Annotated in this window: 14 protein-coding genes; 8 read left to right on the top strand and 6 right to left on the bottom strand. The window is 48.9% G+C overall.

Features of this window, described 5'->3' with window-relative positions; all coding sequences use genetic code 11:
* Positions 1-44 precede the first annotated feature (44 nt).
* The 3 genes from asrA to asrC are packed head-to-tail and all read left to right on the top strand — an operon-like array spanning position 45 to position 2,827.
* Complete coding sequence (gene asrA / locus TREPR_RS11190) at positions 45-1,073, top strand: anaerobic sulfite reductase subunit AsrA (protein ID WP_015708423.1); 1,029 nt, start codon at positions 45-47, stop codon at positions 1,071-1,073.
* Entirely contained in the window at positions 1,060-1,854 is a 795-nt protein-coding gene (gene asrB, locus TREPR_RS11185; protein ID WP_015708422.1) for an anaerobic sulfite reductase subunit AsrB, read from the top strand. Before asrA ends, asrB begins: the two co-directional genes overlap by 14 nt.
* 10 nt (positions 1,855-1,864) lie before the next feature.
* A complete protein-coding gene (gene asrC, locus TREPR_RS11180; protein WP_015708421.1) occupies positions 1,865-2,827 on the top strand; it encodes a sulfite reductase subunit C in 963 nt (320 codons plus the stop codon).
* Positions 2,828-2,884: 57 nt separating this feature from the next.
* On the opposite strand, the gene TREPR_RS11175 is transcribed toward asrC, so the two are convergent.
* Both TREPR_RS11175 and TREPR_RS11170 read right to left on the bottom strand, forming a co-directional pair.
* A complete protein-coding gene (locus TREPR_RS11175; protein WP_015708420.1) occupies positions 2,885-3,982 on the bottom strand; it encodes an HD domain-containing phosphohydrolase in 1,098 nt (365 codons plus the stop codon).
* A 39-nt stretch (positions 3,983-4,021) separates the two neighbouring features.
* The gene (locus TREPR_RS11170) at positions 4,022-6,205 is read right to left on the bottom strand and encodes a methyl-accepting chemotaxis protein (RefSeq protein ID WP_015708419.1); all 2,184 of its coding nucleotides are present in this window, start codon (positions 6,203-6,205) and stop codon (positions 4,022-4,024) included.
* A 638-nt stretch (positions 6,206-6,843) separates the two neighbouring features.
* On the opposite strand from TREPR_RS11170, the gene TREPR_RS11160 reads away from it, so the two are divergent.
* The 3 genes from TREPR_RS11160 to TREPR_RS11150 are packed head-to-tail and all read left to right on the top strand — an operon-like array spanning position 6,844 to position 12,646.
* Positions 6,844-8,094, top strand: a complete 1,251-nt coding sequence (locus TREPR_RS11160; protein WP_245534722.1) for an extracellular solute-binding protein — start codon at positions 6,844-6,846, stop codon at positions 8,092-8,094.
* Between the two features lie 3 nt (positions 8,095-8,097).
* Positions 8,098-9,537, top strand: a complete 1,440-nt coding sequence (locus TREPR_RS11155) for a LuxR C-terminal-related transcriptional regulator (protein WP_015708416.1) — start codon at positions 8,098-8,100, stop codon at positions 9,535-9,537.
* A 19-nt stretch (positions 9,538-9,556) separates the two neighbouring features.
* A complete protein-coding gene (locus TREPR_RS11150) occupies positions 9,557-12,646 on the top strand; it encodes a response regulator (RefSeq protein ID WP_015708415.1) in 3,090 nt (1,029 codons plus the stop codon).
* A 189-nt stretch (positions 12,647-12,835) separates the two neighbouring features.
* Here the strand turns inward: TREPR_RS11150 and TREPR_RS11145 are convergent, their stop codons facing one another.
* The 3 genes from TREPR_RS11145 to TREPR_RS17910 all read right to left on the bottom strand — a co-directional run bounded on the left by TREPR_RS11145 (position 12,836) and on the right by TREPR_RS17910 (position 16,313).
* On the bottom strand, positions 12,836-13,630 hold the full coding sequence (locus tag TREPR_RS11145) for a hypothetical protein (protein ID WP_015708414.1): 795 nt from the start codon (positions 13,628-13,630) through the stop codon (positions 12,836-12,838).
* Between the two features lie 24 nt (positions 13,631-13,654).
* Positions 13,655-15,370, bottom strand: a complete 1,716-nt coding sequence (locus tag TREPR_RS11140) for a tyrosine-protein phosphatase (protein WP_015708413.1) — start codon at positions 15,368-15,370, stop codon at positions 13,655-13,657.
* Between the two features lie 322 nt (positions 15,371-15,692).
* Positions 15,693-16,313 (bottom strand): TetR/AcrR family transcriptional regulator, encoded by a 621-nt coding sequence (locus TREPR_RS17910; protein WP_015708411.1) that lies wholly within the window; start codon positions 16,311-16,313, stop codon positions 15,693-15,695.
* A 224-nt stretch (positions 16,314-16,537) separates the two neighbouring features.
* Between TREPR_RS17910 and tgt the strand changes: the two genes are divergently transcribed.
* Positions 16,538-17,680, top strand: coding sequence for a tRNA guanosine(34) transglycosylase Tgt (tgt, locus tag TREPR_RS11130; protein ID WP_015708410.1), 1,143 nt, complete (start codon positions 16,538-16,540; stop codon positions 17,678-17,680).
* Positions 17,677-19,314 (top strand): HEAT repeat domain-containing protein, encoded by a 1,638-nt coding sequence (locus TREPR_RS11125; RefSeq protein WP_015708409.1) that lies wholly within the window; start codon positions 17,677-17,679, stop codon positions 19,312-19,314. Before tgt ends, TREPR_RS11125 begins: the two co-directional genes overlap by 4 nt.
* Before the next feature lie 30 nt (positions 19,315-19,344).
* Here TREPR_RS11125 and greA read toward each other — a convergent pair whose 3' ends face one another.
* Positions 19,345-22,038 (bottom strand): transcription elongation factor GreA, encoded by a 2,694-nt coding sequence (gene greA, locus TREPR_RS11120; protein ID WP_015708408.1) that lies wholly within the window; start codon positions 22,036-22,038, stop codon positions 19,345-19,347.
* Positions 22,039-22,043 lie beyond the last annotated feature (5 nt).

Here is a 22,043-nt window from a genome sequence, read left to right as displayed (position 1 = left end):
TGCGCTTCTTTTTTTGATGGTATGGTGAATCAAAAGGAGTAAACATGGGGTATATACTGTCAAAAGAGGGGCTAAACAAAATCCTTTCGGCATTGTCGAAGGAATACATGATTTTTGCACCAAAAATTTTTGAGAACGGGAACAAGTTTTCCGATTTGCCGCTGGTCCGCTATGGCAGGGTAAACTCTGTTGATGAAATAGCCTTTGATGCCAAATCATCAAATTCGTTCAAAGAAACCTTTATGCCCATAAGCCAAACCCTGTTTTTCTTTACCGAAGATGCAGTAAAGGAAGCTGATAGTCCCCTTGCGGGGCAAAAAGGCGCCATTGTGTTCCTGCGCTCCTGCGATATCCACGCGCTAAAGCGGCTTGACGAAATTTATTTAAACAACAGCGAAGCTGACTATTACTACAAACGGGTGCGGGATAAAATCAAATTTGTACTGCTGCCCTGTAAAGAACCCTTTGCTAGCTGTTTCTGTGTGGATATGCAGTCCAATAAAACAGAGAGCTACGATGCGAGTGTGGAAATTGATGGGGAAAACACTGTTTGTATTGATTGCAAAAACCATGAGTGGGATTGTTTTTTCAAAGAAGCTGCGCAAAAAGTGCTGCCCGTAACGCCGTCATTTGTTGTCGAAACAAAAACAAGGGTTTCAGTGCCGGAACAGCTCAGCGCCGCTCAGGCAACAGCCCTTGGGTTTTGGGCCGAATATGATGGGCGCTGTATTAATTGCGGGCGCTGTAACTTTTCCTGCCCTACCTGTACCTGCTACACCATGCAGGATCTGTTCTATTCTGACAACGGTCGCGCCGGGGAGCGGCGGCGCGTGTGGGCTTCATGTATGGTAGACGGCTTTACCGATGTGGCGGGAGGCGGGGCTTACCGGAAAAAGAACGGCGAGCGTATGCGTTTTAAGGCGCTGCATAAGGTTTTGGATTTTAAGCAACGTTTCGGGTATACCATGTGCGTCGGCTGTGGCAGGTGCGACGATATTTGTCCCGAATACATATCCTTTTCAACTATTATCAACAGGTTAAGCGGGGAGGTAACACAAAATGGAGGAGAATAACTACTTACCTTTCCGTTCCGAAGTAATTGATATCATTCGCCATACCAAGCTGGAATACACCTTCAAAATGGCCTATAACGGCGCAGTGCTGCCCGGGCAATTTTTTGAAGTTTCCATTCCCGGGTTTGGGGAAGCGCCGATTTCCGTAAGCGGCATTGATTCAGGCAGCGTGGACCTTACCATACGGCGGGTTGGCAATGTTACTGGTGAACTATTTACCCGCCGGCCAGGGGGTGCGCTTTTTATGCGCGGGCCCTACGGCAACGGTTTTGCGGTTGGCGATTATGCCGGCCGGGAACTGGTTGTTATTGCCGGGGGGACCGGGGTTTCTCCGGTTCGCGGCGTCATCACCCATTTTGCGTCCCAAAATAGCGACGCAAAGAAGCTTACCGTTATAGCGGGTTTCAAAACACCGGAGGACATTCTCTTTAGAAAAGATTTTGAGGCTTGGAAAAAAAGGGCAGCCGTTATTTTAACCGTAGATAAGGATGAGGGTAATGGAGGCTATCCTGTGGGACTGGTAACCGAGTATATACCAAAACTCGATATACAGGATTTGAACACTGCCGCTGCTATTGTCGTGGGACCGCCGCCCATGATGCGCTTTAGTACAAAGGGCTTAATTGAACGCGGTTTTAAGGAAAGCAATATTTGGATTTCCCAGGAACGCAGGATGTGCTGCGGTATTGGGAAATGCGGGCACTGCAAAGTAAACGAGGTGTATATTTGCCTTGACGGTCCGGTATTTAATTTTTCTCGCGGCCGCCATTTAATTGATTAGGGAGATTATCATGGATGTAAATACAAAGAAACTAAAGAAGAACGCTTTCCGGGTAACAAAAGTGCGAGATTTTACAGCCATCCGCATCAGGGTCCCGGGCGGGCATTTAGAGGCTAAATACCTTTTGGCGCTTCAGGATATTGCCGAAACATACGGGAATGGCACGGTGCATATTACCAACCGGCAGGGCTTTGAAATCCCCGGCATACCTTTTGATCAGATGGCCAGGGTTAATGAGCTGTTGCAGCCTCTTATAAGCGGGCTTGATATAAACCAGGAAAAACCCGGTGAAGGCTATCCGTCATCGGGAACCAGGAATATTGTTGCCTGTATCGGAAACCGGGTTTGCCCCTTTGCCTGTTATGACACCACTTCCTTTGCCCAGCGTATCGAAAAAGCGGTATTCCCCAACGATCTTCATTTTAAGATTGCCCTCACAGGCTGCCCGAATGATTGTGCTAAGGTGCGTATGCATGATTTTGGTATCATTGGTATGACCGAACCCCGGTTTGAAAAAGAGCGCTGCGTTAGCTGCCGGGGCTGTATCAGGGCGTGCAAGAATAAATCCGTGGAAGCCCTAAGCGAACAAAACTACCGCCCCAGCCGGAATAGCGAAAAATGTATCGGCTGCGGTGAATGTGTACTTAATTGCCCCATGTCGGCCTGGACCCGGAGCGAACAGAAGTATTACCGCCTTACCCTTTTAGGCCGCTCGGGAAAGCGGAATCCCCGGCTGGGTATTGATTTTGTAAAATGGATAGACGAGGACAGTATCATTAAAATTATTCTTAATACCTATGACTATGTAAAACAGTATATAAACCCCCAGGCGCCGGGGGGCAAAGAACACATCGGTTACATCGTAGACCGCACCGGGGTTCCTGAATATATAAAATGGGCGTTTAAAGACGTTAAGCTTCCGCCCATAGCGGAAGTTTCAAGCCCCCTGTATTGGGGGGGGAAGATATACTAGTCCCTGGGCAATGAAGAACCCAGGAGCAAGCTGCGCTCCTGGGTTCTTACCCCTCGACTATACCACTGCGGTATAGTCCGCTATTTCCGGGCGGCCCTCCTTTTTCCAGCTCTGGCTTATTTCGCTGAACTCGCCTGAGACACCGGCAAATAGCTCCGTCAGGACCGGATCAAAGTGGGTACCTGTGCCCTTCATAATAATGTTTGCGGCTTCCTCATGGGTAAGCGGCGCCTTATAGGGCCTGGTGGAAATGAGGGCGTCATACACATCCGCTATTGCCATAAGACGGCCCTGGAGGGGGATGTTTTCTCCCAACAAGCCGTAGGGGTATCCGGTTCCGTCCCATTTCTCGTGGTGGGTTCCGGCAAAGATCTTGGCGTGCTCAAGAAAACTGTTTTCCGGGGTATGCCGCTCAATTTCGTCGATGATCTTTACCCCGAACAGGGTGTGGTTTTTCATTGTGTTGAATTCATCATCCGTGAGCTTTCCCGGTTTGAGCAGAATATCGTCCTTGATGTGGATCTTGCCCAAATCATGCAGTTGGGAAGACTGGAGCAGAAAATCCCGGTCCCAGGATTGAATTTCCTCCAGGTGAATCTTCTGAGCTATCAGCGCGTCAAGGAGAATTTCCAGATACATCCGGGTCCGTTCCACATGGCCCCCGGTGATCTCGTCCCGGCTTTCCACCAAATCCGCCACGGTTTTTAACACTGAGTTCTGCATATCCAGGACCGTTTTCGTAAGACTGCTGTTGTAGAACAAAAGTTCCTTCTTCTGGGATTCTACCAAAAGGTGGAGCTCAATCCGTTTGAGCAACAGGGGAGGGGACAGGGGCTTGGAGATATAGTCGATGGCCCCCAGGGTCAGGCCTTCCAGCTCACTTCCGGTGTCATTTTTGCCGGTAAGAAAAATAACCGGTATGTCCGTAGTAATGGTATCGGCCTTGAGCCTTTTTATTACCTCATAGCCGTCCATTCCGGGCATATCAATATCCAGGAGAATTAAATCCGGGAATACCCTTTTCAAGAGCATAAAAAGTTTCTCTCCCGAAGGAACGGTAAAAATATCGTACTTTTCTCCCAAGGTAAAACTGCCCAGAGTCAAGGTAGTGATATTGTCATCCACTAAAACAATTTTTTTTCGTATGTTTTCCATTTTGTTTTGGGTTCTCCCTAACCCAATAATATCCATTTTTCAAGCGACTTTAAACTTCTCCACTTCTGCAACCAGGGTGTTGATTTGCTCACGGTTGTCCACGCTGATTTCATTGACCCGGTGCACGGCTACGTTAATCTGGTTTGCCCCTGCGGCCATCTCAGTCATCCCGTTGGAGATTTCTTCGGTTACCCGCCCCAGGTTTTCGCTTTCGCTTATAACTTCCTTGCTGCCCTCAAGCATTTCCATGGAACCGTTCTTCACCATCAGGGTAATTTCGTTCAGTTGGCCGACGGCTTCCAGGATCTGCCGGCTTCCGGTTTGCTGTTCTTCCATGGCATCTTTGATGTTCGAAGTCTGATCCGATACAGTTTTGACTTCCATATCAATAGCTTCAAATTTGTTTAACGCCATATTTGTAGAACCGACGATCTTTTCAATCCCTTCTTTTATCTTTACCAGAACTTCGGATATGGTTTTTGACTGATTGGAGGAAGATTCCGCAAGTTTGCGGATCTCATCGGCTACCACCGCAAAACCCTTTCCCGCAGTTCCCGCATGGGCAGCCTCAATGGCGGCGTTCATGGAAAGAAGATTGGTCTGGGCCGATATGTCCTTCATCACAGCGTTAATCTGCGACAGGCCCATGGATTCCTTGGCAATCTCCTGTATGTCCATGGAAACGGTCTGCACCGCGTTCCTGCCCAGCTGTGAGGATTCCGCAAGGTGCTGCACATTTTCCGCATTCCTGATCAGGGTTTGGGTGACGCTTGAGATATTGGCAAGCATTTCCTCAATAGCCGAAGAAGACTGGGATACGCTGGCGGACTGGTCCTCCACATGGTTGTTCAGCTTGTCAATGTTCGTTGTTACTTGACTCATGGTAGAGCCGGTTTGGACCACACTGGCGGACTGGTTAATGACTTGCCCCTTGATACTTTCGATGTTGGCAGTAATCTGGTTAACCGCTGCCGCAGTCTCGGTCATATTGGAAGCGAGGTCCGTACCGATGGAGGAAAGGGCAGTGGTCTGGTTCTTAATGGTGATTACCAGATTTTTTATCTTGTCCAAGGTCAGGTTAAAAAAGTGAGCCATGGCGCCGATTTCATCGTTGCTTGCCACATTGAGCCGTTTGGTAAGATCCCCTTCACCTTCGGAAATATCCTTAAGCATAGCGGAAATTTTTACAATGGGTTTTGTTACGCCTGAGGCCACAAAATAGATACCAACTGCCGATACCACTATAAAAATTCCTGCGATAAGAATGGTAAAAAGCGTCATCTGTCTGATGTCGGCCAGTATAGTCTCTTCAGAAACTGACATCATGATGGTCCAGGGATTTTCGGAAGTACCAATAGCTATAGGACAAAGGACCATGCGCAGGTTAATTTTTAGCACCGGAGAATATTCCCGCAAGTGGGTTATTTTACCGTTTTGTATTGCTTCATAGGCCAGGTCTATTTCATTGGTGTAAAGAGCGGCGTCGGCTTCGTGCATATCCTTGCCAACCCGCTCCGGCACAATACTTGCAAGGACAGTCCCGTTCTTGCTGTATACGGACATGACGTCAATCTCATGGTTATTTTTGATGATATTTTCTACATAACCCTGCAATCCGTCGATGATAACATTGATGCCCACTACCCCCACTACTTCATTTGACCCCTGGGCAATAACGGGCACAGAGATATTAAAGGTATAGGCGGTTTTTCCGTTCACTATCTGGGCTTCAGGTTCGTGAACTTCTTCGGTGGCTATCATGGTTACGGATCGATAATTTTTCCAGGTTTTATACTCTATCTCTCCTGAGGCGCGGCTGTACCATGCGGCGTACTGGCCCCTGTCGGTATAGCCGGCCTGTCCGGCAAATTCGGCGTCCATGCCGTCCAGGGCATTGGGTTTCCACACCGAGTAGATGCCGATAAAGTTGGGATTTGCCTCCAGGATGGCCTCCATGGTTTCATTGTACCTGGTGCGCCGTACCGATGGATCCACCGACTTGTAATCCCCCATGATATTTGCCAGGGTCTTGGCGGTCTGGAGGTAGATTTCCTCCCGGCGCTGTATGTCCTTTGCCTGCTCTGCGGCCAGGCGTTCGGTACTCTTGAGTGCCGTGGCCATCTGGGTTGCTGTGGCCTTGTTAAGCAGAACGATAGATATGGTGGCTACGACAGCTACCAAAACGGCAATGACGATGATACTTAATCTGATTTTAAGTTTCATAACTCCCCTCCGGAAAAATTTGTTAATTTGCCAAGGGCCCCACAGGCCCTGAATCTCTTTTCAAAAAAGCTGGTTTCGTGAACCGGCTTATAATATTTGGCAAAAAGGATTTTAAAACGGAACCCTTTTTCCCGTAGGATAATAAATTTTTTGAACACTAAAATATTATTGTTCATAAATGGTTCCCCCGTGTTTTTTCTTCATATCGCTCATCTCCTTCAAAAAAATGTATTACCTGATTTATAGCCTGAATGCAGAAACTGCACAGCAGTACGTTTTTATCATTTTAAAAAAAAACGAAGCGATTTTTTCTTTGATATGAACGTACCGGATGCTCCAAGTGAAGCTGGTATGATTGTACCAGGTGGAAAACAGGGGATATGATACGATCGTATCATGGGGAAAATCCTGGTTTTTATGGGGGATAGCTGAATTTATATAGTTTTGATATACTCTTAAATATGTTGGGCAAATTTGGAACGTGCTACTTGCAACGGAGTTCCCCGCGCAGGCAGCAGCAAAGAGGACATTATACTACAAAACCTATAGTATTACTAGGATATATAAGCCTTTTTAGCGTGTCCCTCTCTTTTCTGTCAGGCTGCCAAAATCCTGATCGGCCCAGCAAAAAAAATCCCGTGAGTCTTACGGTGTGGCATACCTATGTACGGCCCATGGACTTTGGCTTTAAGACCCTGGTGGACGAGTTCAACGATACCATCGGCAAGCAGGAGGGGGTTTTTATCACCATTAGCTCCACTGCGGATGCGCCGAACCTGAATGAAAAACTGTTTGCAGCCATCGAGGGGGATCCCGGGGCGCCGGAAATCCCCGATATGGCGGTGGTGTACCCTTCCATAGCGGCTGCCCTTGCCCAAAAAGGACTGGCCATGGATTTCGCTTCACAATTCAGCGCCGATGAGATTTCCCGCTATGTAAGCGATTTTGTGCAGGAAGGGACCATAGACGGCAGGCTCTACCTTCTGCCCATTTTAAAATCCACCGAAGTCCTGTACCTCAATAAAACTATATTTGACCGCTTTGCCGCTGAGGTTCCCGGTATCAGCCTGGAACAGCTTGAGACCTTTGAAGGCATTATCCAGGCGGCGGAAAAATACTACCAGTGGTCGGAGGGGAAAACTTTTTATTTCCCCGACCTTTTGTTTAATTATACGATGATCGGCATGGAACAGATGGGCGAGCATTTTGTGCAGAACCGGAAGCTCAGGCTGAACTCCACGGCTTTTCAGCGGATTTGGGACAATTATTACGAGAGCACCGTCTGGGGATATGCCGCAATTTTTAACAGTTTTGGTAACTATCTGGCAATGACCGGAGAAGTGGCCTGCGTTACCGGTACCTCTGCGGCGGCCATCTATTACCCCGATTCCATCACCTACAAGGACAATACCAAGGAAGGGGCGGAATTTATCGTATTGCCCTTTCCCGTTTTTAAGGGCGGGGAAAAAGTCGCGGCCCAGCGGGGCGCCGGTATGTGCGTTATAAAGTCCACCCCCGCAAAGGAATATGCTGCCGGGGTATTCCTGAAATGGTTTACCGCTCCGGCGCAGAACCTCAGGCTTACTGCGTCCACCGGGTATATGCCGGTAACGAAGCAGGCCTTTGAGGATGTCATGGAAAACGGCCTCCAGGCGATTGAAAATGCCATGGTAAAAAAGGCCTTCCTGACTGCTCTGGATATGCAAAAGGAATACCGTTTTTATATACCTCCGGTCTTTGATGGTTTTGACGAAATGCAGAGAGGATATATAGAAGAAATTCAAAAAATTGCAAAGGCCGCACGGGAAGAAAGAATCCAAAAGGGCACAAGCAGCGAGGCGCGGAACAGGCAGGATCTTGCCGCGCTTATTGCCGCCTTTGGGGATTAAGGTATGCAGGAATCCGCCACCGAACGCCCTAAGCCCAAAGGTCCCCCCCCGGAAATTAAAAACGACCCGGAAATAGCAAAAAAGGAAAAGGGAAGCTTTAAGCAGCATTTGTTTCTGACCCGTATTCCCGTGGCGCTCTATACCCTGGGTTTGGTGGTATTCATAATTCTGCTTTTAAACGGGACCATAAATTTCGGCGGCAAAGAAGTGAAAGGGCAAATCTTCCGGGAGCGTCACCGCATTGCCCTGGATCTGGAACGGCGCCTGGGAGAAGTTGTGGTGGATTCCATACAGTTTTCCCAAAGCCTGGCGCGGAATATTGAAAACCACCTGCGGTTTTCAGAACTGAGTATGCCTGAGCTGTCCTATCACCCTGATATTCTTGAAGCAATAGCCAATGACGAACTTGACCTGGTCCTTTTTGCCCTGGACAAGGCAAAGGTGTCCGGGGTGTTTGTGGTGCTTGCGGCAACCGTTAATCCCTATATTGAAGGGGCGGATGTTTCCCATTCCGGTTTTTTTATCCGGAACGCAGAACCTGTTGTGCCGAGCAGCTCTTACAAATTATTTCTCCGGGGTTTTGCGGATCTTGCATATCAGAATAATCTTTCCCTGTTGTCAAACTGGCGACTGGAATTTACCATTACTTCGGATAGGGATTTCTATACGGCGCCCAAGGCAAGCCACCAGGAAAATCCTTCCCTGCCCCTGGCCCGTTCTTATTACTGGACTTTTAACGGCCTCTTTGGCGAGTATAGTGAAGAAGAACCCACCATACTTTGCAGCGTTCCTATCATCAGTTCCCAGGGAGAGTTCCTGGGGGTATGCGGGTTTGAAGTGAGTACTGCGAATTTCAAGGCTATCCACAATTCTAGTACGGATCCCTATCCGCAGCTTCTCGGTATATTCGGCCCCCACAACGGAAAGGAATTTGAAGGGGGGCAGTACTTTTTCTCCGGGAACAAGGAAGACCGGCAATTTGCGGATTTTGTATTTTTGGATGATACCGAAGCCGTCAAACTCTATCCCGGTAATTCCCCCTATAAGGACAAGGTGATGGCTGTGGCCCTGGGTATGCCCAAACAGGATTACAAGGGCCTGCTTTTTTCCCACAACAGTATTCTTTTGGTAATCCTCATTCTCCTGGGCGGCGGGATATTCACCGTTTCATTATTGCTCAACCACTACTACCGGACATCCTATGGTGAGCAGCTTGCAAAACTCCAGGAGCAATTCGCCCGGGCGCCCCCGAATTTTGACAAATTCGGCCTTTCCAAACGGGAAAAAGAAATTTGCACACTTCTGCTAAAAGGGTATACAATCAAAGAGATTGGCGCCGAGCTTTTCATTGCCTTTGCCACGGTGAATAACCACTGCCAGAATATTTACCGGAAGCTGGATATCAATAGCCGCCAGGAATTGTTTTTGAAATTCGGATCGTAACTGACGCAGGAGGGATTTTATGAAACCCAGGCTGATAGTCCAGGAAAATTACAAACAGTTGATATTTGTTGTTCTGGCATTTTTGGCGATGGTCCTGATCAGTTCCTTTTTTGCCGCCGGGATAGTGGAAAAATATATGGCCACCACTGCGGAGGGCATACTGAGTACCGCAGAAACCCTGATCGAATCGGAATTCAAGGAAGCGGAAGTTACGGTGCTCAACACTGCCTTTTCGGTCCGCAATCGCTTGCAGGCAGGAGGGTCCCCTGAGGGAATAGGGCAATACCTCATCGAACTGACCGACTGGCTTAAAACGCCCCTGGGGGATACGGATTTTATCAGCCTCTACGGGCTTTTCGGCGGGCAATTTGTGGACGGCAGCCGGTGGATACCCCCGGAAGATTACCGGCCTGAGGAGCGGCCCTGGGTTGTTGCCGCCAGAGAGCACGAAGGCACCGTGGCCTTTACCGTTCCGTATCCGGATGCCAGAGACGGCACGGTCATTATCAGCGCCTCCATAGCCCTGCGGGGAAGCGACGGAAACGATTACGGAGTTGTTTCCTACGACATGGTGCTCGATAGTATCTCTGAATATGTCAAGGGCCTTCAGTTTTCCAAAGCCGGCTACGGTATGCTCATGGGCCCCGACTTTGTGTTTATCGCCCACCCCGATGAGTTCTATTTGGGCAGAAAAATGCAGGAACTGAGCGAAGGACATGCGGCAATTGTGGATAACCTTCAAACGGGGAATACCCGGATTTCCAGGGTAAACCTGACGAACAACCAGGGGGTTAAGGTTGTTGCCCTTTACAAAAAAATGCAAAACGGATGGTATATCGGCATTGCGGACCCCATGGAAAGCTATTATCGGGATGTCAATTTTATGATTCTGGTGCTGTCCATTGTGGGCGCCATCCTTATGGCGATATTGTGCTATATTCTTATCAAATTAAGTATGGCAAAGATCCGTTCTGACGAGAAAAATAAAAGTAAAACTTCTTTCCTGGCCCGCATGAGCCACGAAATACGCACCCCCATGAATTCCATTCTGGGTATGTCGGAAATTATACTGCGCAAGAATATTTCCGGTGAAATTTTTGAGTACATTTCCATTATACGCCAGTCGGGGAATACCCTGCTTTCCATCATCAACGATATCCTGGATTTTTCCAAAATAGAATCCGGCCATGTCCAGTTGGAATCAAAGGATTATTCCTTTGCCTCCCTCATAAACGATGTGGTCAACGTAATCCGGGTGCGTTTGGTGGACAAGCCTCTGGATTTTTTTGTAACTGCGGACAGCAATATCCCTGCAGTGCTTCAAGGCGATGAAGCGCGGATCAGGCAGATACTGATCAACCTGCTCAACAATGCAGTGAAGTATACCCGGCAGGGCCATATCGCTCTGGATGCGGGGATGAAACGGATCGGCCCCCATAAACTGGATATTGTGTTCCGGATCAGCGATACCGGCATCGGTATAAAAGCGGAGGACATGAAGGATCTGTTCAACGACTTTATCCGGGTAGATGTGGATCGTAACCAGGGCATCGAAGGAACCGGTCTGGGCCTTACCATTGCCAACAACCTTTGCCTGGCCATGGAAGGGGGGATCACTGTATCCAGCGAATACGGCAAGGGTTCGGTCTTTACCGCCACCATGGTTCAAGCCTTTTCCGATGACCGGCGCATTGCCTGGGTGGATAACCCTGAAAGCAAAAAGATTCTGGTGCTTGAAGAACGCCCCCTTCATGGCGGCTTCCTGAAAAGCGCCATGAACAATCTCGCCCTCAACCCGGTGTATGCACCGGATCTTGCGGCGTTTAATAAAGAACTGGGGGAGGGGGATTACGCATTTGCCTTTGTCTCCTCCCGCTATGCCATGGACTGTATCCCAATCTGGGGCAAGCGGGGCAATTCCATGCAGCTGATCATTATGACGGAACTGGGAGAAATAGCGGTATACCGGGAGACCGGCAGCATCCTTATGCCCATCTATTCAGTTGTCCTTGCGAATGTCCTGAACGGCGTGGTTACCAAAGGCTACTCTTCCTATGACAAAGAGGCCTATTTTACTTTCCCCTGGTCGAAGATTTTGATTGTGGATGACATTCCCACCAACCTTAGGGTGGCCGCAGAATTAATGGCCCCCTACCAGATGCAGATTGACACCTGCCAAAACGGCGCCGATGCGGTGCAGATGGTACAAGATAAGCGCTACGATCTCATTTTTATGGATCACATGATGCCCGGCATGGACGGGATAGAAGCGGTGTCGCTCATCAGAAAAAGTAACAATGCTGACAACTACTATCAGAATTTGCCGATTGTCATGCTTACGGCTAATGCGGTATTCGGCCAGCGGGAAATCTTTCTGAAAAACGGTGTTAATGATTTTCTTGCAAAACCCATTGAGGTACAAAAACTAAACGCCATTCTGAAGCGGTGGATACCCGAATCAAAACGCAGGGAAGCCAATACGACGATTACCGCCTCAAGGGCAGACAGCGAAAAAGTGGCGTCCATGGAAATACCCGGGGTTCAGGTCTCCCGGGGGCTTGCAAATACCGGCGGCACTTTTGCGGTCTACCTTGATATCCTTGCTGTTTTTTGCCGGGACTCCCAGGAGCGGTCCGGTGAGCTACAGGAAGCGGTGGAGAAAAAGGATTACCGTTCCTATACCACCCTGGTCCATGCCCTGAAAAGCGCGGGCCGCAGCATCGGCGCCTACGACTTTGGGGACAGCGCTGCTGCTTTGGAGGAGCTGGGTAAAGCACAAGATGCGGTAGGAATAGCCGAAAAGACGCCTCAATTTCTGGAAAACCTAAAGACCCTTACCACCACTATTTCCGAATTTATTGCCCAGGCTTCCGCTGCTGCGCGGGAAACACCCGAGGAGATTGATATTTCCGCCCTTCATTTTGAAGCCCTGAAAGAAGCCCTGGTAAACATGGATATTGAAACGGTTAATAAAATCATGCTGGAATACAGTATGATGCCCCTGGATTCCCATACCAAGGATCTGGTTAACAAAATTAAAGAGGATATCCTGCTCTTTGAATACGATAAGGCAGTGGAAAAGATCCAGGGGATGTTTAAGGAGGAATGATCTTGGTGCCAGGGATGGGATTGCCACTTATGGCAATTTAAAAGCAGGGGCCGTCTGTTGCTTTTTGGACAGCCCCTGTTTCATAGCTTGGTTACCGAAGATCTTAAACCGGTATTCAGCGCTTTTTTAATATCCGTAGCTATCTTATCATCCTTAAAATAAAACCTTGGGATACTTTTCCGGGTCTGCTTAGAAACTTTTTATTTTGTAGGCAAGCGCCAAAGACAAGGTTAGTCCATTACTCATTCCCTTGAGATTATCTTCCCAATACCCTGCAGTATCACTTTCATAATTATTAGGGAGCTTTAAGCCGTAAAGCAATTCGGTGCGAAGAAACAGCGGTTTATTGGCCATTTTTTCCAAGCTGTAATCAGCGCCGACCCCGGCTTTTATCCACAATGAATTCAAAAGCTCCCCCAAATTGGGCATTTCGTAACCCAAGGCCACTACTTTTTTAAAAGAGTTAATAAATCTGTCGTCTTCTTCAGATAATGCGACTTCATAGGTGGCGCCAATTAAGGGGAAAATAGTCCAAGCGCTGTTTTTAATTTTGAAGGGATATTTACCGAACATCGAAAAATAAACCTGTGTTACCAAATGATCATAAACTTCGCTTCCTGCAAAATTGCTGCTAATATTAGGAAGATCGGGGATATGGACCGTCTGCTCAATCCGGGTGACGAGAAAAGCGGCGTTCACTTCAACATAGGTTACGTCAAAAAAACCGTGTGCCCCAACTCCGCCTACGATCTCATCGGTATCGAAAAAGCCCTGCTGGGTTGCCTCAATGGTTTGAGGTGTAGGAATTTTTATCAGGCCGCCATATTGGCCATCCCCTTCATAATTTTTAAATTCATCCCTGACTTCCGCCTGTTTCCTGTGCGCAATGCCGGTTAAACCGCCGCCGGCGCTCAAGCTAAACTCCACGCAATAAGCGGACACGGTTAAGGCAAAGGTCAAAAAAACCAATAGTGTTTTTTTCATTTCAATTTCTCCCTTTTGATTGAGCTACTCTAAATAGAGCTTACGAAGCTGATAGATTTCCTGTGGTGTCAAGCCAAGACCGCCGTTGTGTGTAACTGGCGTTCCTGTAATAACGTTACCCGTATAACTATATGTGTAGAAAGTTGTTTTTGCCAACGGTTCTGTTAAAAACTTGATTACAGCAGCGCTCTTATCGTAAGCAGCATTGGGGAATATGTTTTTTCCGGCTTCAGCGCTTTTTGTGCCATACAAATAACCTGCTGCGGCAATGGAAGCGCCAAGCCCGTAACCGTTAAATGGAGGATTAGCTGCCATGGTAGCTATCTGCTCTTTGAGAGCAGACGTTTCATCTGAGGCTGTTTCCCAGCGGTTTGCCGGGAATGTATCGTCAATGTATTTAAACATTGAGTCTATATACTCACGTCTTACGCTTACAAGGGGCTCCAGTTGTGCGCCAAGAACATTTACAACAGGCGTGTATTTTTCGGCAACATATTGCGCGCTCAACATATAATCAGAAATTATTGTTTCCCGCGGAATACCCAAGGCGCTGTAAAAAAGAGCCGTGGCAATGCCGGTACGGTCTTTGCCCGCAGAGCAATGGGCTATTACCGGAACAGGGGCATTTCGGAAATTAGCCGGGTCGCTATCGTTAGGAGCGCCGTCTTTATAAATCAAATACATAAAAAAGTTATGCATCTGCTGTCTGCCGGATGCTTCGTAAGGCTTTGATCCTCCAAAGGCTGATATATCGCTGGTGAGTTTTGCCTCTTTTTCCATGAAGTTTCTGTATCCGTCTATCATCACCTGCGCAGTGTTAACAGATGCTTTGTCAGGGCCAAGATACTCTGCCATGCTTCCTATAACGCCTTCTTCGATGGCAAAGCGGTTACCGAATTTGCCTTCAAGACCGGTGGATATGGCTGCGCCAACTTTGGGATAATCAGTAATAGGATACGGGTCAAGGTCCTGGCCCATCAATGCGCCAGGGATTACTCTGTCAAGGTCCTCTCCGGATCTTTCCGCAGCACGGTTCCCTGATTGCGGCGTAATCCCTCTAAAATCAATAACCGCTTGTATGCCCAATCCCCCAATATATTTTATGTCCCGGTCTGTAAGGCGGCTCAGGTCCCCTGAACGGTAGAGAACCCCGCGTTTTATGCGCTTGGGATTCATGTTTGCGGCAACCTTGCCAAGCGCCGCGGAAATAGCGGCTCTGTCGGTAGCCGTAATAGCGGACAAGCCATATTCAGGTTCAGGAAAAGCTGCCTGCACTTTTCCCCACTCCTGCCCGGCGATGGTACCAAGTTTCAGCGCAATATTACTAACATTGTCAGGATTGCTAGGATTGTCGACCAAATCAGTCACCAAATTCAAAGCACCAAGTGTTTGTTCATAACTTGGCAACGCATTTTTTAGCGCCGTCCATGCTGTTTGTATAGCTCCTGCCGCTGTAAGCGCATCAACGGTTGCAAGCTTAGGCGCTTCCACTTGAATCGCTGCTTGAAAAGCGCCCAGCGCTTCACCGGATTCTTGATATGCTTGTAGTATTTGTCCGGCAAATAACGTATTATTAAATGTTGTATATCCACCCACATCACGGAAATTGTACGCCCCTGCAATCCGCGCCAGACTGCCCGGCGAGTAATCATCCACTTCAACTTCCTGGTAACATGCCGCAAACAGGGTCAAAACCGCTGTCAGGGGGACAAAAAAATGGGCTAATTTTGTCATTTTCATTGAATTATCTCCTTTTTTATTCGTGTTGAGGGGTTTAATACCCCGCCTTTTAGGGCGTTTTAAAGGGTATTAAACCCCGAATACAAATACCTTATAAGAACAACATACCTAAGAACCCGCTTTCGCGGGGGAGTCTTTAGGACGAGGTTGTTGATTCAAAAGTAGTCATTGCAGAAACCGTGGAACATAACAGTATGCCCCCAATCAAAACCATCCATAATTTCTTCATTAATAAAACTCCTTATATTACCATAATACGAAATTATATTACCATGGTAATATAAAAGTGTCAAGGTTTTTTCCTATTTCGCCTTTTTTCCCTTCAAAAAGGAAGCTTGATAATAGACTCCTGGGAGGTTTTTCGCATATCAGTGCGGAGATCAAGGCTGGCTTCCAGGGCTGCCCGCATGGCATCAGTAAATTCAAAGCCGCCCTTAAAGGAGGTCCAGAGGGATATGATACCCACAAAGAGCAGTCGGGTTACGGCGATGAGCTCCTGGGGGCTTGAACTGTTCCGTATTTCCCCGGTTTCCTGGGCTTTTTGCAAAACGGTACCCATAACCGCATAAAATTCGTCCAATACATGCAGTAATTCCTGGCGTTTTTCCGGTCGGAGGATTAAAAATTGCTGGGAAATACCTATGCCGCTCTCAGTCACAAAGTCGTAGATGGGCTTTTGTATCTGCCAAAATTGCTCAAAATAGGCATCCCCGGAGAGGAGAATTTCCGTAAGATTGGTCACGGTCATGTTCTGGACCGCCCCTACTGACGCTTCCAGCAGGTCTTCCTTGGAATTAAAGTAATAGTAAAAGGTGTTTTTGGCTATGCCAACCTCGGTACATATCTGGTTTATCGTTACCTTTTCATAGCCCGATATCTTAAACAGCTTCAAGGCGGTGCTTATAAGCATTTGTTTTGTTTCATTGTTGCGTTCTATATCCAAAATTATCCCCTGCTTGGTAAGCAATCCAAACCACAGAATATCATGGCAATACTGATTTGACAAAGTCTTATATTACCGAATGACATATTTATATTACTATAGTAATATGTAAAATACTAAGGAAGATCAAGCCCTATGCAAGAATTATATACGATTCATAGGGTCCCTAGATATTCTCCACAAAGTTTGACATAAACGTTTTTCCAGGGTATAGTTAAAATAGTTTGGAACCCTTTTTTACCATCCACCACAGCGATACTTCCTGTTCAGCCCGGACGGGAATTTTGGCATTGCCCCATGGTCCGGTGAGTACCCCGGTCTTCATGCCCGTGGGGACCAACGGGACTGTAAAGGCCATCACCGTGGATGACCTTAGCGCCATAGGCTTTGAGATCATCCTTTCCAATACCTACCACCTGTACCTCCGGCCCGGTCTGGAGGTCATTTCCGCCGCCAAGGGGCTCCACCCTTTTATGAATTGGCAGCGGAATATACTCACCGATTCCGGGGGTTTCCAGGTTTTTTCCCTGGCCCCGTTCAGAAAGATCCGGGATCAGGGGGTGGAATTCCGCTCCCACCTGGATGGTTCCACCCATCTGCTCAGCCCTGAGGGGGTGGTGGAGATTCAGACGCTTCTGGGGAGCGATATACAGATGCAGCTTGATGTCTGCACTAAGTGGGGCGTATCCTATAAGGAAGCGGAAAATGCCCTGGGTATTACCGCAGATTGGCTGAAACGGGCTAAGCAGACCTGGGTGGAAAAGGCCGATAATGGGTATGAAGGCAAATTGTTTGCCATAGTTCAGGGGAATTTTTTCAAGGAGCTCCGGGAGCGGAGCGCCGCCCTGGCAGCTGAGGCGGATACTCCGGGGATTGCCATTGGGGGTTTGTCAGTGGGAGAAGAGGGGGATGTTTTTCAGGAATACCTGGCCTATACCGCCGCCCTTCTGCCTCGGGAGAAACCCCGGTATGTTATGGGTATAGGGACCCCCCAGTATATACTTGAGGCCATTGAGCAGGGGATCGATATGTTTGACTGTGTGCTTCCTACCAGGACCGGCCGCACCGGGCGGGTGTTTACCCGGCGGGGGGATATTTCCATCAAGAGGGCGGACCGGGAATTTGACTTTAGTCCCCTGGATCCCCAATGCACTTGCAAGGTCTGCCGGGAATACAGCCGGGCTTATATGCGGCATCTTTTTAAAACCCAGGAGATACTCTGCTCCATGCTGGCTTCTTATCATAACCTGTATTTCCTCCACAGTCTGGTCACCGATGCCCGCAGGGCCATAGAGGAAAACCGCTTTCTTCAGTTTAAAGAGGATTTTTTGAAACAATACACGGAACTTCCCGGGATGGGTGAATGAAATTTTTTTGTATTACTGTTTTATGCGGCATATTCCTGTGGCCGGCCTTGTCGGTTTTCCCCCAGGATGCCCCTGATGCCGCAGCTACTGCGAAAGCTGTGGCCGCGGCCGCGGCATTGGACAGCGCCCGGCGCCTGGATACTATTCGCTATGGCACAGAAACGGAAATCGCCTCCCTGATCCAGGCCCTGAAAAACGAAAACGACCTTAGCCTGGACAAGGAGCTTATCACCGTGGCCCGGAACACCCGGAACCGGAATATTCTTTCAGGGGTATTTTCCTTTTTTGGTGACCGGGCCCAGGCCGGCCTGGAGGATCGGGCGCTTAAGGCCATTGAGGAACGGGATGAGGAGGCCAATGACACGGTTCTGGCAGCAGTCACCTACCTGGGTAATATAAAGTCCACCGACGCGGCGCCCTATATTCAGGAGCTTCTCGATTCGGAGGAACGGCCCTTCATGAGCGCCTGCATAAAAGCCCTGGGCCTTATCGGGGGCAATATGCCCGCAGGTGATCCCGGGAAACAGCAAGCCGCGGTCGCGGCCCCTGAACCGGTCCCGCAAACTGAGTCGCTGGCCGGGACGGATCCTGGGAATGGCGAGGAAGGGGAGGGTGATGAAACCGGCGGCAGTATTCCTGAGCACACTAATACTGCGCGGGAAACTTCGTTGCAAGATGCGCGGGGAACTGCGTCACAAGATAAGCAGGAAACTGCATCGCAAGTAGCGGCCTCTCGCCGGCCCAAGGAAGATGCCGCCGAGCTGGCCAGGTATCTCATTGATTTTTACAATAACCGCAGCCCGGGGGATGAAAACCGCCGGGAGATCATCGTCGCCCTGGGGGATGTGAAGTCCCCGGCGGGGCTTCCCCTGCTGCGGGAGATTGCGGAGAACAACGATGAACGGGCCCCGCTCCGTATGTCCGCCCTGGAAGCACTGGCCAAAATTGGCGACTCCGACGGGCTGGATGCGGTGCTCCTTTCGGTGGAATCCGCGGACCCCAATGTGCGTTCCACCGCAGTGGCCGCCCTGGGACCCTTTAAAGGGTCCGAAGTGGACAACGCGATCATCGAAGCCTTCCGTGATTCCTATTACCGCACCCGCATGGCCGCCGCCCAGGCCGCCCGGGATCGCCGCTTTGTGGAAGCCGTCCCCTACCTGCGGTACCGGGCGGAGCGGGATGATGTCCCCGCAGTAAAGGATGAGGCTATCAAAGCCCTGGGGACCATAGCAAATCCCGAGGCCCTGGACATACTTTCGTCTCTTTTTTCGGAACGGAAAAATGCCGACCGGGTCCGGCTCCTGTCCGCAGAAATGCTGATACAGAATAAGGCTGATGCCTATACAGCCAAGCTGATAGAAGAACTGGACGAGGCAAAACGGAAAAACCAGACCCCCTTGTACAACGGTTTCCTCCGGGTCCTGGGTATGGCAAAAACCCCGGTTCTGGAGGATCTGGCCAAGCGCTTTTTTTTCTCAGGCGGGGTGGTGGAGAAAGCCTATGCCATGGACATGGTGGCAAACAACGATTTCCGCTCCCTGGCGGATACGGTACGGGAATACCTGGACGAAAAAAATGGCAGCCTTTCCCGCAAAGCCCACGCCACCTTGGAAAAGATGGGGCTGAGCGGGTAGGCTGCCCTTAGGCGCCGCTGCTCTTTCCGATTAGAATGAAACTGCGGATATCTCCTTGACCGTATAAGCAATCTTCTCGTCATTGATAGCAAAATTGAATTTTTCGCCCACCTTTTTATTCAGGATAGCGTTGCCGAAGGGGGAAAGGTAGGAGATGATCTTGTTTTCAGGATCAGACTCCCAGGGTCCCAGGATGGTGTACTCTTCCTTTGCACCGTTAGATTCGTTGTCCAGGGTTACCTTGGTACCAAAGGATACCCGGTTGGCGTTTATCGTTTGTGGATCAAAAAGCTGAGCCCGTTCGATTTCGTCCTTCAGTTTTGCTACCGTGGAGTTGAGGATATCCTGTTTTTCCTTGGCCGCCTTGTATTCCGCATTCTCCCGCAGGTCCCCCAGGGAAAGGGCAAAGGCGATTTCCTTTGAGTTTGCCGGGACTTCCACGTCCATGATATGGACCAGCTGCCGCTGTTTTTCCTCGTACATCCCCATGGTAACCAGGAGCCCCCGGGAAGTGACGGTTTTTTCTGTGTCCCCAAGAAATTTGAACTGGGGATATTTCTGTATAATCCGGTTTTTTAAGTTCAGCTTATCCGCCGGGTCCAGATCCTTTACATCATCAATGAGGGTGTAAATACGGGTAATGGTGTCCGGATCGCCCTGTTCAATAAAGTTGATCAGCACCTCATCCTTGAAAAGTATGGTATAAACCTGTTTGTTGGTTTTCCGGTTCTCCGTGGTTTCCCGGTGATTTTCAATTTCCCGGTAACTGACATTGAGAATATGAATCAGAACGATGAGCTGCCGTTCCTCGGTGAGGCCGGTTCTTTCAAACCAGGGTTCGCTCTTGAGGTTTTTCAGTATCCATACCGCCGCATCCCGGGCTTCCCGGTGATCCCGGTAGCTTTCAAAACAATATTGGGTCATGGCTACCAGTTGATCCTCGTAGCCTTCCTTTTTCAGGCTGTTAATGATAGACGCAGAAAGGGCAAAGGGAAAAAGTTTGATGTAGATCTCAGGCCAGGAGGGCACAAAAAGCTGAATGTGGTGGAGAAATTCTTCTTTTAACTTTGCATCCTTGAGGTTTAAAAACAGGCTGGGCACATCATCGATCTCTTCAAAAACTTCAGGAAAATTAAGGGACAGCCCTGTGCCCAGATGGGGGTAGCGTCCGATCAAGTCCTTTACCAAAATGTATGAAGCTACCTGCTCGGTAAGCTGGTTTTTCGAACGCAGATATCCTGTGAAGTAGGCGAACATCTCGGTAAAATACTCGGAATCCAGCTCCACGTCCTTCTGTGCCACATAGCTTCGTATGGTTGCTACCCGATCAAAGAAATTACGCTCTGCCTTGAATTCGTTGTAGAGTTTTTCCTCGATACTGATGGGCCGGTCCCGGACAGTAAAAGTATCAATGTTATCCGGGCTTACCCCGAAGCTGGTATTGGCCTTGAGGATATCCCGGGCCTTGGAACTCCAGGTGGTCCATTCGCCGGCGGAAAGAATGGCGGGCACAAATTCTGCTTTGATCCGCTTGATATCACAGGTATTGTTAAAACTTTTGATCACCGTTTTTAAAGCCCATTCCGGATCATCTTTGACCTTGTCATGGAGTTCATCTTTTTTCTTGGTGGCTTTGAGAACCCAGATATGGTTCTTGGATATGGTTTGCAGGGCATTTACTGCCATTTTCAGCCCCATGGAATGTTCCCGCTTTTTCGCAAAGTCGATGACGATCTCATCCCCCTGGACCTTGGCAATGCGCCCGATCCCCCAGGTCCGGTGAAACACATAGTTCCCCTTGTCAAAGGCGATGTGCTTTTCAAAATCCGTAATGGCCTCGTGGACGTTCCGGTACTTGGTGGCCAGGTTGGAGATCCGTATGTATTCCTCCAGCTGGCTGTGATCGGCGTACTTCTTCCGGAAACATTCGGTAATTTCCTTGCGGGCCGGTTCGTCCCTTTCATCATACTCGAGAATTATTTTACAGATACTGATGGCCGTATCAATATCATCCTTGGCTTTGCAGAACACATATACATCGTTGAGCAGAAGTACTGCTTTTTCTTTGCTGATATTTTTGGCGATCTTCTTCTGTACATGGAGGAAAAAGTCGATGTCGTCCTTGCAGTACTCAATAAGCTTGGTCCAGATTTCCCGGACATTGGTAAAGAGGCCCTTGTTGATATACCTGTGCAGGGCTTTTTTGTAAAAGTCCACCGCCTCTTCCAGCCTGGCCTGCTTTTCGTAATACTCCGCCAGGGACTTGGCCAGGTCCGCTTCTTCATAGTCTACCTTGACCAGCCGTTCCCAGATGCCGTAAATTGCCTCTTCCTCGTTGTCGTTTTTGTAGCATTCCGAAAGGGTGCGGAGGGCGAACTTCGATTCCCCGTGATCCAGGATCCGTTCGCAGAGATACTTTACGATGTTCCACTTGTGGTTATCCACAAAAATAGTAACCAGGTTGATCAGGGCGGAATCGTCGATGAGCTGCCGGGAGAGGGCGATCATCCCGGAAAGATAGAGGGCAATGATACTGTTTTTGGTATGCACCAGGTGCTCATCGCAGAGTTTCTTTAATTCATCGTAGGCCCGCGCATCCCGGGCTTCCTGTAAAAGAACATCCAGCTCTTTAAACTGGTTGGTAGAATAATTGCTGAGGGTGGCTCTGGTCCATTTCTCCTCGTTCAGCATTTCCTGTACATTTTTCAGGAGAGCTTCAGACATCTCGT

The sequence above is a fragment of the Treponema primitia ZAS-2 genome (genome assembly GCF_000214375.1).
GTDB classification, from domain to species: Bacteria; Spirochaetota; Spirochaetia; order Treponematales; family Breznakiellaceae; genus Termitinema; species Termitinema primitia.
The sequence above is the reverse complement of the archived record's forward strand: the minus strand, read 5'-3'. Positions and strand labels throughout refer to the sequence as shown.